This is a genomic window from Paraburkholderia youngii (assembly GCF_013366925.1).
Classification (GTDB): Bacteria; Pseudomonadota; Gammaproteobacteria; order Burkholderiales; family Burkholderiaceae; genus Paraburkholderia; species Paraburkholderia youngii.
Genome location: NZ_JAALDK010000003.1, coordinates 183,311 through 198,796, shown reverse-complemented (window position 1 = coordinate 198,796; position 15,486 = coordinate 183,311). Strand labels below are relative to the sequence as shown.

Genomic DNA, 15,486 nt, shown 5'->3' with positions numbered 1-15,486 from the left:
GTTGGCACGAACCAGCCCATCGTCGCGAGAGTCGCTTCAAGCGTCAGTCCTCGTGCTTCGCGACGTCGGGCAGGACCGCGTTGCCGCGCGGATCTCTAACGGCGAGACCGCGATTTCTTGCGCTCAATGAGAGATGTCGTCGAGCGTGCGATTATTCGTGCGCGGACCGAAGAAGCCGATCGCGCCAATGACCACCACCATCGCACCGCCTATCAACCCGAATACGCCCTCAACACCAAAGTGCCGCAACGCGAAGGCGATCATGAACCCAGAAAACATTGCGGAGAGGCGCGACATCGAATAGACGAAGCCGACCGCCGTGGCACGGATGCGTGTTGGGAAAAGCTCGGTCTGATAAGCGTGATAGCCAACCGAGAGCAGCGTGCCGCACAGGGTGATGAGCACCCCTAGCATCATCAGAATCGCAGGCGACGATTGTGTTGCGAACAGGGTGCCGAACACGGCTATGCCGAGCGCGGAAAGCACGATCAGCGTCTTTCGTTCAATACGATCGGCGAATGTCATGGCGATCAAAGGTCCGAACGGATTCGACGCCGCGATGACGAACGAATACATCAGGCTATGCGTGACGGTCACGCCTTTGGAGACGAGCAGCGTGGGTACCCACGACGCGAAGCCGTAGAAGCCGATCGCCTGGAAAAGGTTGAAGACAAGCATTGTGATGGCGCGGCGGCGATACGGGGGCTGCCAGATCTCCCCGAAACGCGCCTTGCCGACGGTGACCGCGCGCTCGACGCGTTCCACTGGCGTGGGCAGCGCTTTCCCGTATTGCTCCATCACCTTTGCCTCGAGCGCGTGCGTCACACTTTCCGCTTCTTCGAGACGGCCTTGCTGCGCGAGCCAGCGCGGGCTCTCAGGCACGCGGCGGCGGATCGCCCACACGACAATCGCGCCCAGCGAGCCGATGACTACCACCCAGCGCCATCCGTCGATGCCCCACGGTGTGCGCGGCACGAGCCACCATGCGAACAGTGCGACGGCAGGCACGGCGGCGTACTGCACAAGATGCACGAACGCGAAAGCGCGGCCGCGCAGATGCATCGGCACGAGTTCGCTGACGTATGTATCAATCGTCACCAACTCAACGCCCACGCCGATGCCCGCGATCAGACGCCACAGATTGATTGCGGACGCGCTGTCTTGCCAAGCCATCACAAAGGTCGCTACCGAATACCAAAGCAGCGAGACGGTGAAGGTCGTCTTGCGTCCGAAGCGGTCGGCAAGGCGTGACAAACAGAACGTGCCGATGAAAAGACCCGCGAACGATGCCGCGACGAACGCGCCAAGCCCCGAGAAGCCGAAGAACGACGCCGTCGTCGTCGAATACAGGCCGCTCTTGACGAGGCCCGGTCCGACATACGCGGTCAAGAATAGATCGTAGAACTCAAACCAGCCGCCGACAGCCAGAACGAAGACCAGCATCCATATCGAGCGCGTCGCGGGCAAGCGGTCGATACGCGCGTTGATTCGCTCTGCCTCTCCAACGATAGGTGAACCGGACGAGAGCTTTGTCCCATTAACGGGAAGACTGGCCATCTGCATATCTCCTGGCTGTTTTACTGAAGTTCTGGTAGATAGAACGGAGTTCTGTGTAACAGAATGCCTATGGTAGCCGTGCAGGTAACGAAGGAGCGACTAGGGATAACCAGCACCGACCCTGTCTTGCATGCTAGGCAAGCGCATCTTTCAGCACGTACGGAGTGGAATCGGCTCAACAATGAATAAGGACAGCTTTCAGCCAACCGGGAAAGCCGGGCGCTGCGCGCTTTGGTCGCTGTAAGGGAGGATGTGATCGTTGCCGCAGCAAGGCGATTTGCGCTTTGCGCGGCATTCAGATGGCATGCCGGGGTTCACATGCCTAATGCAAAGGGCGCCTTCTCTAGGGCCGCGTGCCCGGGTCACGCATTTCCGCTATCGACATCCGCTTTTTCCGGTTTGGCAGCGTCTTCTTCGACGAATCTGGCGATGCTTGCATCGTATCTCGCACCGATGCCCCCCAAGTCGACCGTTGCTCGCTTCGCGCTGAGAAGCAATGCTTTAAGAGCAACGTTGATGGTGGCTGGGGCGTCGAATCTGCCTTTCGGCCCGGATAGGGTCAGAGCGCCCAACAGCTGACCGGTTGAATCGAACACCGGCACTGATGCTGACGTTGTTTCGGGATCTCGTTCACCGTATGAGACCGCGCAGAATCGTTCCCGCACCTCATTCCAGCGCGGATCCGATGATTCACTGAATGCGAGCAGCACTTTGCCGGAGGCGCCTTTGTCGATCTCAAATTCCTCGCCAATCCGGATCGCTACTCTCACGCTTCTCGAGGGCTCCACGCGATACAGGACCAGGCGCTTGTCACCTTGCCGGACGTAAAAAGAGGCCGTCTCGCCCAGGTCGCGACTCAACTGCTGAAGGATGGGTTCCACAACGGGGCCGACTTGAAAAGACCGCTGGTAAAGCGTTGCGAGGCGAAGCGGTTGATGTCCGACAGCGTACTGACCGTCATTCAGCTTCCGTATAAATCCGCCGTGCTCCAAAGCACCGAGCAACCGCAAGACCGTGCTTTTATACAAGCCGGTGCGGCGCGATAGCTCGGTGAGCGTCAACCGGTCGTCGGTCGGGCCGAAAGCGTTGAGAATCGCGAAAGCCCGATCCAGAACGGCGACTCCACTGCTTGTGTCCGATGCGTCGAGCGACCGCTCTGCATTCCCGGGCCCACTGATAGTCATCTCTTCTACTCCCTGGTTATGCCGTCACTCTAATGTTTCGTGTGACAGAACTCAAGTTCTGTTTTTCGCGATTTCGGGGGTTTACCCGTCTTCACCAAGCCGCAAAGCGCACCTATAGTTCTATCGCATAGAACCTCGGTCTGCGTAATAGAACCAAGGAGTCAGTCGTGAATACGCCCAATCCCAAGGTGTTGATCAGCGAGGTCGGTCCGCGTGACGGATTGCAGAGCACCAAAACTGTCATGCCCACGGCAGCGAAGCTGCGATGGATCTCGGCGCTCGCCGCTGCAGGCCTGAAGGAAATTGAAGTGGGCTCATTCGTGCCGGCGAAACTGCTGCCTCAGATGGCTGACATCCGCGAAGTCGTCGCGCATGCGCTCTCCATTCCCGGTTTGCACGTCGCGGTTCTAGCGCCGAATCTTCGTGGCAGCCAGAGCGCTTTCGAAGCCGGCGTGCACAAGGTGACGCTGCCCGTTTCGGTGACCAACGAACATTCGCTGGCCAATATCCGCAAGACCAACGAGCAGATGATTGAAGAAGTGCGCAATATCGTCGCGCTTCGTGACGAGCGGTTTCCCGGCGTGCAGATCGAGGCCGGTGTCTCGGTCGCCTTCGGCTGCACGATCGCGGGCACTGTGACCGACGATCAGACCATGCGCATGTGCGTGGCAATGGCCGAATGCGGCGTCGATGAAATCGGCCTATCCGATACGAGCGGCTACGCGAATCCGACCCAGGTTCGCCGGGTGTTCCGCCGTCTGCAAACGGAACTCGGCGCAAAGGCTGGCGGGGCCCACTTCCATAACACGCGCGGACAGGGGCTGGCCAACGTCGTTGCAGCGCTCGAAGTCGGCGTGACGACGATCGATTCCAGCCAGGCGGGTCTCGGCGGCTGCCCGTATGCACCGGGCGCGACCGGCAACATCGTGACAGAAGACCTGGCCTTCCTGCTCGAAGCCATGGGCTATGACACCGGTGTGGACATCGACAGGCTGATCGCCGCCCGTGCAATTCTCGCCGAGGCGCTGCCCGGCGAAGCGTTATACGGACACGTGCAGGACGCGGGGCTCCCAAAGGGATTCGCGTATGCAGACGGCCGCGCACCCAGCGCGCCGCAACCCGAAGGCTGCCTGACTGGAGTAGCGCAATGAGCGAATTGCAAGCAAACCAGAATCTGCCGTATAGCGGCGTACGCGTCGTCGAGATGACGCACATGGTGATGGGGCCGACATGCGGCATGGTGCTGGCGGACCTGGGCGCGGAAGTGATCAAGGTCGAGCCTATTTCCGGCGACAGCACGCGCGCTTTGCGCGGCTCCGGTGCGGGCTTCTTCAGCACGTTCAACCGGAACAAGAAGAGCATCGCCGTGGACGTAAAAGATCCGCGTGGCGTGGAAATCGTTCACAAGCTCCTCGCTGGAGCGGACGTCTTCAGCGAGAACTTCAAGAGCGGCACGATGGACAAGCTCGGCCTCGGTTATGCCGCGCTGTCCAGGCGCAATCCGCGTCTCGTCTACGTGTCGCATAAAGGCTTTCTGCCCGGCCCATACGATCATCGCACCGCGCTCGACGAGGTCGTGCAGATGATGGGCGGCCTCGCTTACATGACGGGACCGGAAGGCAGGCCGCTGCGCGCCGGAACGAGTGTCAACGACATCATGGGTGGAATGTTCGGCGCGATAGGCGCGATGGCGGCGCTGGCTCAACGCGAACGCACGGGCCGGGGTCAGGAAGTGCAGAGCGCGCTGTTCGAGAACAATGTGTTCCTGGTGGCTCAACACATGATGCAGTACGCCGTGACCGGCAAAGCGGCGGCGCCGATGCCAAGCCGCATTTCAGCGTGGGCCGTCTACGACGTGTTCTCGGTCAAAAACGGCGAGCAGATCTTCCTGGCCGTTGTCTCCGATACGCAATGGGCGCTGTTCTGCGACGCTTTCGGGCTGGCGGAGCTCAAGGCGGACGAGCGTATCGCTTCCAACAATCAGCGCGTGCAGGCCCGCGAATGGTTGCTGCCGCTGCTTCGAAAGCACATGGAAGCGTTCACCGCGGCCGAGATCAGCACGATTTTCGAGCGCTGCGGACTGCCCTATGCGCCGATTACCAAGCCGCAGGATCTGTTCGACGATCCGCACCTGCTCGCCACCGGCGGACTCGCCGAAGTGACGTTGCCGCCCGATGCAAGCGGCGCGGGACAGCCCATAGCGACGAGGACTGCGCTGCTGCCCTTGACCTTGGATGGTGAGCGCCTGCACCTGCGCGCGGCGCCCCCTTCGCTGGGTCAGGACACTCAAGCGCTTCTGTCGGGTCTCGGATACACACCGGAAGACCTCAGACAGTTGACCGAGGCTGGGGTAGTCAAGTGTCAGGACGCCCAACCTGGCGATGCATCGAACCCGTCGGCGAACGAACTCGCCAGCGCCTGAAGCAGCGAAGCAGCGAAGCAAATAAAGAATCACTAAGCCGCAGAGGCCGGCAGGGCCTTTTGCGCGCCGTGATTCGTCTGGAGACGAGACATGACATCCATTTCATCGGACATCACGACAGGCAGCGCGGTGGGTGCCACCCTCGAGCAGTCCGCAGTCAGGAAAGCCGCGTGGCGCTTCATTCCGCTACTCGCCCTTGCGTACTTCTTCAACTATCTGGATCGCACGAGCGTCGGTTTCGCGGCGCTGACGATGAATCACGATCTGGGTTTGACCGCCACACAGTTCGGCTGGGGGGCGGGCATCATGTTCGCCGGGTACTGTCTGTTCGAGGTCCCGAGCAACCTCGCGCTGTACCGCTTCGGCGCGCGGCGCTGGCTCGCCCGCATCATGATTACCTGGGGCTTCTTCGCAGTGGCAACGGCATTGGCTGTCGGCCCAAAAAGCTTCTACGCGGTCCGGCTGCTGCTCGGCATCGGTGAGGCGGGCTTTTTTCCCGGTGTGATCTTTTTCCTCGCCGTCTGGTTCCCGGCCAGCTATCGCACTCGGGTGCTCGCGTGGTTCACCGTCTCCACGCCGCTGTCGTCGCTCGTCGGTGGTCCGCTCTCGGCGGCGCTGCTCCATATGGACGGTGTCCTGGGACTGGCGGGCTGGAGGTGGATGTTCATCGTTCAAGGACTGCCCGCATGCGTGCTCGGCTTTCTCGTACTGAAAATGTTGGCGGATAAGCCCGCCGATGCGAAGTGGTTGTCTCACGAGGAACGGCAAGCTCTGCAAGGTGCGTTTGATCGGGAAGGCTCGTCCAGTCAGAAGAAGAAAAATTTCGTCGCAGCGTTGAAGGACGCGCGCACCTACATTCTGGCGATGATTTCCTTCGGCTTTACGATGGGCTCTTACGGCATCGGCATCTGGCTGCCCCAGATGCTGCGGGCTCACGGGATGAGCGTAATGCAGACCGGCTGGATGTCGGCCGTGCCTTACTTCTTTGCCACCGTCGCGTTGCTCTGGTGGGCAAAGCGGGTCGATCGTCGCGGCGGCCCGATCGCAAATCTCGCCGCAGGCCTTTTGATTGGTGCGATTGCGCTGGGTGTCTCGACGTATTTCCATCAGCTGGTTCCGGCGATGACTGGCATCACGCTGGCGTTGATCGGCACGATTGCGGGCCGGACGATCTTTTATACGCTTCCTGCCCGGTTCCTTTCCGGACAGGCGGCTGCCGGTGGCCTGGCCTTTATCAACTCGATCGGTGCACTCGGCGGCTTTGCGGGACCGTACCTCGTGGGTTATCTGAAGGACAGTTTCGGTACGTTCGAGGCCGGCATGATTGGTCTGTCGATTGTGCTAGGCATCACGACATTGCTGCCTTTGTCACTTTATACATTCGATCGCGCAGAGCGCTCATAGCAATACCATCATCACCCGACGCCGCCGCTTGCTGAGCGCAATGGCGGTACCAATGATGCTGCCTGCTATCGCTCTACGTCAGGCGTTTGCAAACAGGAAAACATGCCGTGAGTACGACTAGCAACTACCTTCCCGTTCGGTCGGACTGGCTCGCCTCTGGCACCGAGGCTGCGCTTGAGCCCGACATGCCGATCATCGACGCCCATCACCACTTTTATGAACGTCCGGGATGGACCTATCTTGTCGACGAGTATCTCGAGGACGCGCGATCCGGTCACAACATCACCGCGTCGGTGTTCATGCAGGCGTTGACCCGGTATCGCCCGTCGGGTCCGGAGCCGATGCGACCGGTCGGAGAGATCGAGTATGTCGCGGGTGTCACGGCTCCTTTGCAGAGTGGCGAGCCGCAGGTGGCGAAAGGTATGGTCGGCTATGCGGATCTTCGCCGGGGGCCGGCGGTGCGCGATGTTCTCGAAGCGGAACTGGATGCTGGCGATGGCCGTTTCCGCGGCGTTCGGCATCTGGTTACGTGGGATGCTGACCAGACGCTGGTGAATCCGATTTCGGCAGCGCCGCGGGGACTGCTGCTCGATCGCGACTACCGGGCCGGGGTCGCGGAGCTCCGATCGCTGGGGCTGTCGTACGACGCATGGCTGTTCTTCGCGCAATTGCCGGAGTTGTTCGATCTGGCAAAGGTCCATCCTGATACGCCTTTCATCATCAACCATTGCGGCGGGGTAGTCCGCATCGCCAGTTACGCAAGCCACCGCGCTGAAGCGTTCGACGCCTGGTCGAGCTCAATGCGCGCACTCGCTCAGTTGCCGAATGTCTATGTGAAGGTGGGCGGACTCGGCATGCGTATCAATGGCTTCGAGTTTGAAAAGGGCGAGCGACCGCCGTCATCGGATGAATTGGCGCAAGCGTGGAAGCCATGGATGCATACGTGTATCGAAGCGTTCGGTGCGGACCGCTGCATGTTCGAGAGCAATTTCCCGGTGGACAAGGGCTCCTATCCATTCAGTAATGGTTGGAACGCCTTCAAGAAGCTGACTGCACAAGCTAGCGCTGACGAGCGCGAGGCCTTGTTCCGGGGGACGGTGAGCAAGGTCTATCGCCTCACGGAAGTGCGTCGGAACGATCAGCGGGCCGGCTGTAAGCCTGTAATGACCGCTGTCGATCAGAAAGCTGCCTTTGGACAGGCTTGAACGTATGACAGAAACGGGTCGGCTGCCCGCTTTATCAATGACACCCGCTTGAGATACGGTTGCCAGTCCCCGAAGCGGAGTCGTGCGAAACTGCCACGGAAGCTTACTCACGACCCTGGTCACCCATACCCGGATATCAACGTCCGGCCAACCAGCGCAGCGCCGGCCCGTTAGAGGACATCACCCATGTACCGGTCGCGCTGAAATCCCAGGTCGGGCCGAAGCTCGCACGGTCGAGTAGCTGGGCATTAGTGAGTCCGCTCGCATCTGCCACCGGTGTTCCCGAGCCCACCCCCGCAGTCGCGCCGGAAGACTCGCTGTTCCAGAACACGTCCGGGGCGATGCTTCCGCTATTGATGCCAGCGATACCGCCAGTCGTCGCACCCGGATCAGGCATAAGCGTCGATTGGGAATAGGACTCGCGGATGACGCCCGCATTGCTGCCCACGATGCCGCCGACCACCGCGCCACCGTTCACGCCACCCCCTACGATCTCCTCGGACATGGATTGGTTGATCCGGCCATTGTTCACACCGACGAGTCCACCGAGCGTGGCTTGCGCACCGCCCGTCACACTACCCAACGCAATCGACTGGTCAATGCAACCGTCGTTCGTACCGGCAAGGCCACCCACGGTTCCAGCCCCGGTCACGCTCACGCCGGCGAATGACTGTTCAACTCGGCCCCTATTTTCGCCGACGATCCCCCCGGCCACGCTGCTTGTGTCACCCGTGGATTGCACGCTACCGAAGGCGCCAATCCGCACGATGAGCCCATAGTTGGTGCCCGCCAGCAAGCCGACCGGTCCTGCGGAGGAGGTCGCTGAGCTTTGTGAAAGATCAAAATTGCGCACGACGCCTGTCTTGCCGATCACGCTGAAAAGTCCGGTATCGGCGCTGCCGGAGATGTTCAGTCCCGAGATGCCGCCATGGCCCATACCGTCGAACTGGCCGGTGAACGGTGTGGCAGCGGTGCCGATGCCGCCGAAATTCACCGGATTCAGGAAATCGATTGCCCGGTTGCCCATCGCATAGTTGCCGGCGAGGTTGTTGTTTACCGCACTGAGGTCTGCCAGGTAGTTAATGAGCTGATAGGCAGTGATCTGGGTCACCAGGCCACTAAACGGCGCGGCACGCCAGGACGGATTGCTGCGCAATGTACCGGGCGTGTAGCTGCCGTTCATGTCGTAGAGCGCCGTGACGATGCCCGTGCTTCGCGACCAGTTGATCGTGCCCAGGTTGGTCACGCTGCCGCCGTTGTCGAATCCCGACGAGTCGGCATTGAGAATCAGCGAGCCTGCGCCGTGGTTGGCGACGGTCGCGTTCGGCGCAATGGTCAGCGAGTGCGCCGCGTCGAGCGTCAGCGAGGTGGCGCCGTGCCAGCGCACACTAGCCTCAATCGCGATGTCTCCCTTGCCGGTCGCCCCACGTTGACCGTCAGCGCCGTTCGCGTCCACGTTGATCGAGGCACCGTGGCTCAGGCTTGCGCTTAGCGTGCGAGCGGTAGGGGCGTCCGCGATGAAGTCCCCAGTTGTAATGTTCCAGGTTTTCGCCTGAACGTCCGCGCCGCCGACCTCGACCTCCTTGCCGGACATATCGACCGCGCCGCCGCTGCCGTCCGCATTGCGTGCGCTGATCTGCGCCCTGCGCGCATCCACGTTGCCAGTGTTGATCACCGACGTCGCGGTCTCGGTGTTGGCGACCAGCCACACGTGGCCGGCGCGTGTCGCCGTGCCGGTGGCACGCAGCGCGCCCGAATGACCGGCGAGCGCGAAAATGTTGCCGTCGGCCGCCTGCAGATTGATGATCGCCGCCTGCACCGACCCCGTGTTCATTATCGTGCCGCCGCTTCCCACATCCACGAAAACTTGCTGATACGTGCCGTCCATCAGACGGACCTGATGCCCCACGGCAAGTTCGGCATTGCCGTTTGGCGCATCGATCGTCCCTGCGTTCTTGACCTTGTTCGCCGATATGAGGAACACGTCCCCGCCCGACGAGATGAGCTTGCCGAGATTGATCACATTGGCCGTGGAACTGCCCGCGTACACCGACCCACCGATCGCGGGCGGATTCAAGAATGTGTCGTTGGGGATGTCGAGCGTCGAAGCGACGAAGCGGCCGCCCGTCGAGACCACGCCGTTTCGCCCGATTAAAACCCCATGCGGGTTGACAAGGTACACACTGCCGGTGCCGCTCAACGTGCCGAGGATGGTGGAGAAGTCGTTACCCGTTACGCGGTTGAGTGTCGCGCCAGTGCCGTTGTTAATTGAAACCGTGGCGCGCCGTCCGATCGAGAAACTGTCCCATTCGATAATGCCCCGCGAGCCTGTTTGCGTGATGTTCAGGTTCGTGCCGTTCTGGGCAATGCTTCCTGATCCGCCTACGAAGCGGCCGCCTTGCGGCAGCGGCCCTGCGGCGAAGGCGTGTTGTCCAGAGAGCAGTACTGTCAGTGCAGCGACAAACAGCGAGAGCTTTCGCGACGACCGACAGGTTCCAGATGCGCGTTGCAGACGCGCCAAACCAGCAGCAGGGCTCATACGTCCTCCGTGTAACGGAGTACGATCGGCACGCGCCAGAAAGGGCGCGAACTGCGCGACCTATGTATGAAGATTAGCGCGAGACGTTTTCCAGATGCGCCTAAATCTACGCGTTTTGCGCCCTTCGTCACAATGTGTGTTGCTTCAGGATTACCGCCCGAGGGATAGGCCGACTTCGCGGCCTCGCGCACGCGGATGAAGGTGCGGCGCGCATTAAGAGGTCGAAGACTGGCGGTTAATCGAATGGCCGTTCGGGCTGGGAAAGCTGCCCTCGCTTTCGCGTCAGGCCGAAGGACGGCTATGGGTCGCTCTATGCCGCTTGCATGAAAAGCCGCGCCCGCGGCGATCGCCAGGCTTGGTCGTCGGGCGCTAGCCGGCCCCGAACGGCCGTTCGCAAGCCGAGCGTTGGTGTCCACAGCCGCTTGCCATATTCGGTGCCTGCAGGGTCCTGAGAGACTCTCGGGAATCGAGCTTCGAATGCCTGAACCTGCGTTATTGCGAGCGCCACTACGGCCCTCGCATGTCGGCCGACGGTAGTCGGTTTGACAGCAAGCTGATCTGGGACGCGATCGTCTTCGCATCCTCCGGCGTCGCGGGATACATGCTGAGATCAGTCCGGCCGTCGACGGAGAAGGTCGAATATTCGAAGGCGAGCGGGCCGAGCACCGGATGGCGGATGCGCTTGATGACCTCGCCGTGGACCTCTCGAACCTCGTTGTCGCGCCACATCACCTTGAACTCGGGACTGAGCCGGCACAGCTCATCAACAAGAGGCGCCACCTCCGTTGCCGCTCCCGCACGCGCGGCATCGACCCGGAATGCACCGATGATGTGGCGCGCGACGCTCTCCCAGTCATACTGCACGGCGCGCGCACGCGGATCAAGGAAAATAGTGCGCAGCACATTGCGTTGGTTTGGCGGCAGGGAGCCATAGTCGCCCAACATGACAGTGGCCGCCCGATTCCAGGCAAGGACGTTTCAGGTGGCAGTGCGAATGAGGGCGGGGCTGGGGTCCAAGGCGTCGAGGACACGCTGCAGCCGAGGCGTGACACCTTCCTTCTCTTGGTAGCGGGCTTCGGGCGGCCGCCCGAGGCCAACTAGAAAAAAAAGGTGCTCGCGCTCGACATCCGTCAGCATCAGGGCCCGCGATATTCGATCGAGCACATCGGCCGAGGGGGCACCGCCGCGACCTTGTGCGAGCCACGTGTACCAGGTGGGGCTGATATTGGCGCGCTGCGCCACTTCCTCACGGCGCAGCCCAGGCGTCCGCCGGCGCTCTGCGGGAAAGCCGAGTACTGCGGGATCAAGCTTCATCCGCCGGTCCCGCAAATAGGCGGCGAGGAGGTTTTTCGTTGTCCCGGCGCGACTTCATGCTGTTTGTAGTCTTACCATGATAATGTCACTACTTTACCGGAACACTCGCAAAGCTGAGACTTGTCTCCAGCGAAAGTTGGAGACAGGTTCATGCGCGTTTTCATCACCGGCGCCACCGGATTTATCGGCATTCCCACCGTTAAGGAACTGATTGCTGCGGGAGATAAGGTTCTCGGCATGGCTCGTTCAGACGAGGGAGAAAAAGCCCTGGCAGCTATTGGAGCAGACGTACATCGCGGTTCGCTTGAAGACCTCGAAAGCCTTCGGAGGGGCGCAGCGGCGGCCGATGCCGTCATTCACTTGGGCTTTATTCACGACTGGTCCAACTTTGCAAGGTCTTGCGAGGTCGATCGCCGCGCGATCGAAGCTTTGGGCTCAGTCCTCGCTGGCTCAGATCGGCTTCTGATTGCCACGTCGGGGACGGCAGGATTAGCCGGGCCGGGCCAGGTCGCGACCGAGTACGATGACGTGCCGCCAGATTTCCCCTTTCCCCGCGTCTCCGAGCAGACGGCGCTATCACTGGGAGGCGTGCGCGCCTCGGTGGTGCGGCTTCCCCAAGTTCACAACACAATGCGGCAAGGGCTTCTGGCTTACGCTGTTGCTGTGGCGCGCGAGAAAGGCGTGTCAGCCTATGTCGGGGAAGGACGCAACCGCTGGGCAGCGGCACACATCTCGGATGTCGCCCGTCTTTACCGGTTGGCGCTGGAAAAGAACGAAGCGGGCGCGAAATATCATGCGGTGGCTGAAGAAGGCGTGCTGATGCTGAATATTGCCGAAGCCATCGGCCGCGGGCTGAAAGTGCCCACAAGATCCATATCCGCGGGAGAAGCTTCGACGCACTTTGGTTGGCTGGCAATGTTCGCTAGCCGCGACCTTGTGGCATCAAGCGAAAAGACGCGGAGGACGCTCGGCTGGACTCCGACCGGGCCCGGGCTGATTGCCGATCTAGGGAAGGTCTGCAAAAGTCCTGGCGTTGACGTCTCGGTGGACTATCCTGGGAGAAGGCAGGTTTAAGGGGTACCTCGATGACACAGCTTGGTCTTGGTCTGGATCTTTCAACTAAACGCACGCGCAAGCGGGAATTTCTCGATGAGATGAGGCGCGTTGTGCCATGGTCGAGGTTGATTGCGTTGATCGAACCGCACTATCCAAGGGGTAAGACTGGAAGGCCGCCGTTTCCTATTGCGACGATGCCGCAGATCCACTTCATGCAGCAGTGGTTTGGTCTGTCAGACCCGGCGATGGAAGAGGCGCTTTATGACGTGCCGCTGTATCGTGAGTTTGCTGGGCTGGACGAGGGTATGACGCGTTTGCCGGACGAGAGCACGATTCTCCGGTTCCGTCACCTTCTCGAAACGCACGGCCTGGCTGCGCAGATGCTAACGCTGGTCAATGAGATCCTGAGCGAGAAAGGCTTGATGCTGAAGGTGGGGTCGGCGGTCGACGCTACCTTGATTTCCGCACCCACTTCGACGAAGAACGGCTCTGGTACACGGGACCCGGAAATGCACCAGACGAAGAAGGGAAATCAATGGTACTTCGGGATGAAAGCGCACGTCGGCGTGGACGCAGAGTCGGGCCTGGTCCACACGGTCATCGGCACAGCCGCCAACGTTCATGACATCAATGCGGCCGAAGCGCTGTTGCACGGCCAGGAAATGGATGTGTACGCTGACGCCGGATATCAGGGTATCGAAAAGCGCTGCCAGGTAAGCGCGGTTCGCTGGCATGTCGCGATGCGACCAGGCAGGCGCAGACAACTGGACCTAACCGATCGGCTGGACGCGATATTCGATCAGATTGAACGCCTGAAGGCCGGCATCCGCGCCAAGGTTGAACATCCGTTCCGCGTCCTCAAACAGCAGTTTGGCTATACGAAGACCCGGTACCGGGGGTTGATGAAGAACACCGCCCAGATCACGACACTATTTGCTCTGGGCAACCTGTGGATGGCACGCAAGGCTTTGTGGAAAGCTTGAAACGCTCGCAGATTCAGGCCGCGAATCTCGGCAAACAGTGGTCGTCACGCTTCAAAAAACCAGGCGACCAACCTGCCAGCAGACTCTCATGGCTGATACGACGCAAGTGGCAAACGGCCAACTCTCTGAAAACGAGTTGTGCAGACCTTCCCTAGAACGGCTTGGCGCCTCGAATAGCTGAAGCGCTGCAGCACTTCCTTCTGCAATTCGCCGCGATCGCGCATCAGCTGGCGCGACGCTTCGTCCTGTGGTGAGGGCACGTGGACCACGTGCATCCGATCGCGCTCGCCGCGCAGCCACGCGCGTAGATTGATGACCAGCTTGATAACATCGAGTCGGTCCGTCTTGGCGCGCCGCCTGTGACGCTCGACGGGAATGCCCGCGGGATCGACGACATGACATTCGATCCCGCGAGCCTGCAGAGCGCGGCAGATCCAGAACGCGTCCTGGCCGGCCTCGTAACTCGCCACAACGCGTGTCTCCAAAGGTAGCGACCACTGCAGCTTCTGTTGTTCGATCACGTCCAACACGGCTTGCAGGCGAGTGGCGGCATGTGGCTGCGCTACCGTATGCACCGCAGGCTTCTCGCGCTGGCCGTCGTGAAGCGCGATCTTCCACTTTGCCGCCGCAAGTTCCAGCGAAACTGCGAGCACGACTGCTTCGGAATATGTCGTGCGTGCCTGATCCGTGCGCATGATCCTCTCCTTTGGGTAAGGCTCCTACGGCTGATTATACGATCCACCGATTGCGCGACTCTCTGCTACATAGGATCTCGATGGAGGAAACCGCGGGGCGCGCCGATTCGATCGGAGCTTCGCGGCTATGGCGATTGATGGGTCAGGATGCTCAGCGGTGCCGGATGCGGCGCGTTCAGGCGGGATGCAGGACGGGCACTGACGCGATGACGAAGCGGTGCTGAGGTGCGATCGCGATGATGACGCGGGCACGCGAGGCAGGTCGCGAAGTGATATGCGCGAGCGTCCATTCGTGGGCCGCATTGACGCGAAGCCGACGTTCGACATGCAGATCGAGGAACCGCGGTGCTCATGTCTGCCCCCGTCGCATCGGTGGTGCCCGGATCGGGGCGCTGCGCGCGAGGATGTCGATGACGATCATTGGCGCGCCGCAGTGGTGGCAGATAAAGGTGGGCCGGCGTTCAATGAGAGCGTCGTCTGGTGACGGGCTGAGCCTGGGTGCAACATGCAGCAGTTCGCGCACCTTTGCCAGATTGGCTCGACGCACCGGGTTGGCAAGCAATCCATAGTGACGGATACGATGGAAGCCTGCCGGGCAGGACATGGAGCAGGGAATGAAATGAACGCGTCCCACCCGTGAATGTGAGCGCAAAGGGAGGTGGATCCTCACGGGCCAACGGCATCGATGTGCCCACGTGGAAAATACGAAGTTTCCAGGCAAACCGGAGGATCCGTCGTGAAGCTTACGCCAGTGGGGATTGACATTGCAAAGTCGGTTTTTCAGGTCCACTACGTCGATCAGGAAACCGGAGAAATCGTAAACAAGCCGATCAAGCGGGCAAAGTTTCTCGAGCACTTCGCGAACCGGGCTCCGTGCCTGATCGGCATGGAGGCGTGCGGCGGATCGCACCACTGGGCCCGGCAACTGACGAACATGGGTCACGAGGTAAAGCTGATGCCGGCGAAGTTCGTGAAGGCGTTCAACATCGGCAACAAGAATCTATGGTCCTCCCCGTTTTTGCAACGCTGATTCCGATTTTGTGGTTGGCTTGCGTGAATCTATTCGGCGTCTTGAAGGGGATCACTCCCCGCGCCACGATGAGAGTCGCGCCCGACGAACCTCAGAA

8 protein-coding genes and 5 pseudogenes are annotated in these 15,486 nt (G+C 60.9%); 7 read left to right on the top strand and 6 right to left on the bottom strand.

The features are described 5' to 3' along the window. Positions 1–123: 123 nt before the first annotated feature. Both G5S42_RS39470 and G5S42_RS39465 read right to left on the bottom strand, forming a co-directional pair. Positions 124–1,557, bottom strand: a complete 1,434-nt coding sequence (locus tag G5S42_RS39470; protein WP_176112164.1) for an MFS transporter — start codon at positions 1,555–1,557, stop codon at positions 124–126. A gap of 362 nt (positions 1,558–1,919) precedes the next feature. Beyond that, entirely contained in the window at positions 1,920–2,741 is an 822-nt protein-coding gene (locus G5S42_RS39465; RefSeq protein WP_176112163.1) for an IclR family transcriptional regulator, read from the bottom strand. A 167-nt stretch (positions 2,742–2,908) separates the two neighbouring features. Between G5S42_RS39465 and G5S42_RS39460 the strand changes: the two genes are divergently transcribed. The 4 genes and pseudogenes from G5S42_RS39460 to G5S42_RS39445 form a co-directional block, all read left to right on the top strand. Beyond that, positions 2,909–3,892 carry a hydroxymethylglutaryl-CoA lyase gene (locus tag G5S42_RS39460; RefSeq protein WP_176112162.1) on the top strand — a complete coding sequence of 328 codons (984 nt, stop codon included), beginning with the start codon at positions 2,909–2,911 and terminating at the stop codon, positions 3,890–3,892. Further along, positions 3,889–5,163, top strand: coding sequence for a CaiB/BaiF CoA transferase family protein (locus G5S42_RS39455; RefSeq protein ID WP_176112161.1), 1,275 nt, complete (start codon positions 3,889–3,891; stop codon positions 5,161–5,163). The genes G5S42_RS39460 and G5S42_RS39455 overlap by 4 nt, the downstream gene beginning before the upstream one ends. A gap of 90 nt (positions 5,164–5,253) precedes the next feature. Further along, positions 5,254–6,567, top strand: a complete 1,314-nt coding sequence (locus tag G5S42_RS39450) for an MFS transporter (protein WP_176112160.1) — start codon at positions 5,254–5,256, stop codon at positions 6,565–6,567. Positions 6,568–6,607: 40 nt separating this feature from the next. After that, positions 6,608–7,685: pseudogene (locus G5S42_RS39445) on the top strand (amidohydrolase family protein); the annotation flags it as partial. Positions 7,686–7,908: 223 nt separating this feature from the next. On the opposite strand, the gene G5S42_RS39440 reads toward G5S42_RS39445, so the two are convergent. Then, on the bottom strand, positions 7,909–10,311 hold the full coding sequence (locus tag G5S42_RS39440; RefSeq protein ID WP_176112158.1) for a two-partner secretion domain-containing protein: 2,403 nt from the start codon (positions 10,309–10,311) through the stop codon (positions 7,909–7,911). Positions 10,312–10,818: 507 nt separating this feature from the next. Continuing rightward, positions 10,819–11,625: pseudogene (locus G5S42_RS39435) on the bottom strand (helix-turn-helix transcriptional regulator). A gap of 150 nt (positions 11,626–11,775) precedes the next feature. Between G5S42_RS39435 and G5S42_RS39430 the strand changes: the two are divergent. Both G5S42_RS39430 and G5S42_RS39425 read left to right on the top strand, forming a co-directional pair. Continuing rightward, positions 11,776–12,699 carry an SDR family oxidoreductase gene (locus tag G5S42_RS39430; RefSeq protein WP_176112157.1) on the top strand — a complete coding sequence of 308 codons (924 nt, stop codon included), beginning with the start codon at positions 11,776–11,778 and terminating at the stop codon, positions 12,697–12,699. A gap of 11 nt (positions 12,700–12,710) precedes the next feature. Continuing rightward, the gene (locus G5S42_RS39425) at positions 12,711–13,664 is read left to right on the top strand and encodes an IS5 family transposase (protein ID WP_176112156.1); all 954 of its coding nucleotides are present in this window, start codon (positions 12,711–12,713) and stop codon (positions 13,662–13,664) included. 164 nt (positions 13,665–13,828) lie between these two features. On the opposite strand, the pseudogene G5S42_RS39420 reads toward G5S42_RS39425, so the two are convergent. Together G5S42_RS39420 and G5S42_RS44725 are read right to left on the bottom strand one after the other, a co-directional pair. Further along, positions 13,829–14,359: pseudogene (locus tag G5S42_RS39420) on the bottom strand (transposase); the annotation flags it as partial. A gap of 349 nt (positions 14,360–14,708) precedes the next feature. Next, positions 14,709–14,970 (bottom strand): annotated as a pseudogene (locus G5S42_RS44725) (transposase); the annotation flags it as partial. Positions 14,971–15,095: 125 nt separating this feature from the next. Between G5S42_RS44725 and G5S42_RS39415 the strand changes: the two are divergent. Continuing rightward, a pseudogene (locus G5S42_RS39415) lies at positions 15,096–15,359 on the top strand (IS110 family transposase); the annotation flags it as partial. Positions 15,360–15,486: the final 127 nt, after the last annotated feature.

What these genes read in the sequence shown, in the direction of transcription:
- G5S42_RS39455 (WP_176112161.1), top strand. Translation starts at nt 3,889, where the DNA reads ATGAGCGAATTGCAAGCAAACCAGAATCTGCCGTATAGCGGCGTACGC.
- G5S42_RS39470 (WP_176112164.1), bottom strand. Translation starts at nt 1,557, where the DNA reads ATGGCCAGTCTTCCCGTTAATGGGACAAAGCTCTCGTCCGGTTCACCT.
- G5S42_RS39440 (WP_176112158.1), bottom strand. Translation starts at nt 10,311, where the DNA reads ATGAGCCCTGCTGCTGGTTTGGCGCGTCTGCAACGCGCATCTGGAACC.
- G5S42_RS39430 (WP_176112157.1), top strand. Translation starts at nt 11,776, where the DNA reads ATGCGCGTTTTCATCACCGGCGCCACCGGATTTATCGGCATTCCCACC.
- G5S42_RS39425 (WP_176112156.1), top strand. Translation starts at nt 12,711, where the DNA reads ATGACACAGCTTGGTCTTGGTCTGGATCTTTCAACTAAACGCACGCGC.
- G5S42_RS39465 (WP_176112163.1), bottom strand. Translation starts at nt 2,741, where the DNA reads ATGACTATCAGTGGGCCCGGGAATGCAGAGCGGTCGCTCGACGCATCG.
- G5S42_RS39450 (WP_176112160.1), top strand. Translation starts at nt 5,254, where the DNA reads ATGACATCCATTTCATCGGACATCACGACAGGCAGCGCGGTGGGTGCC.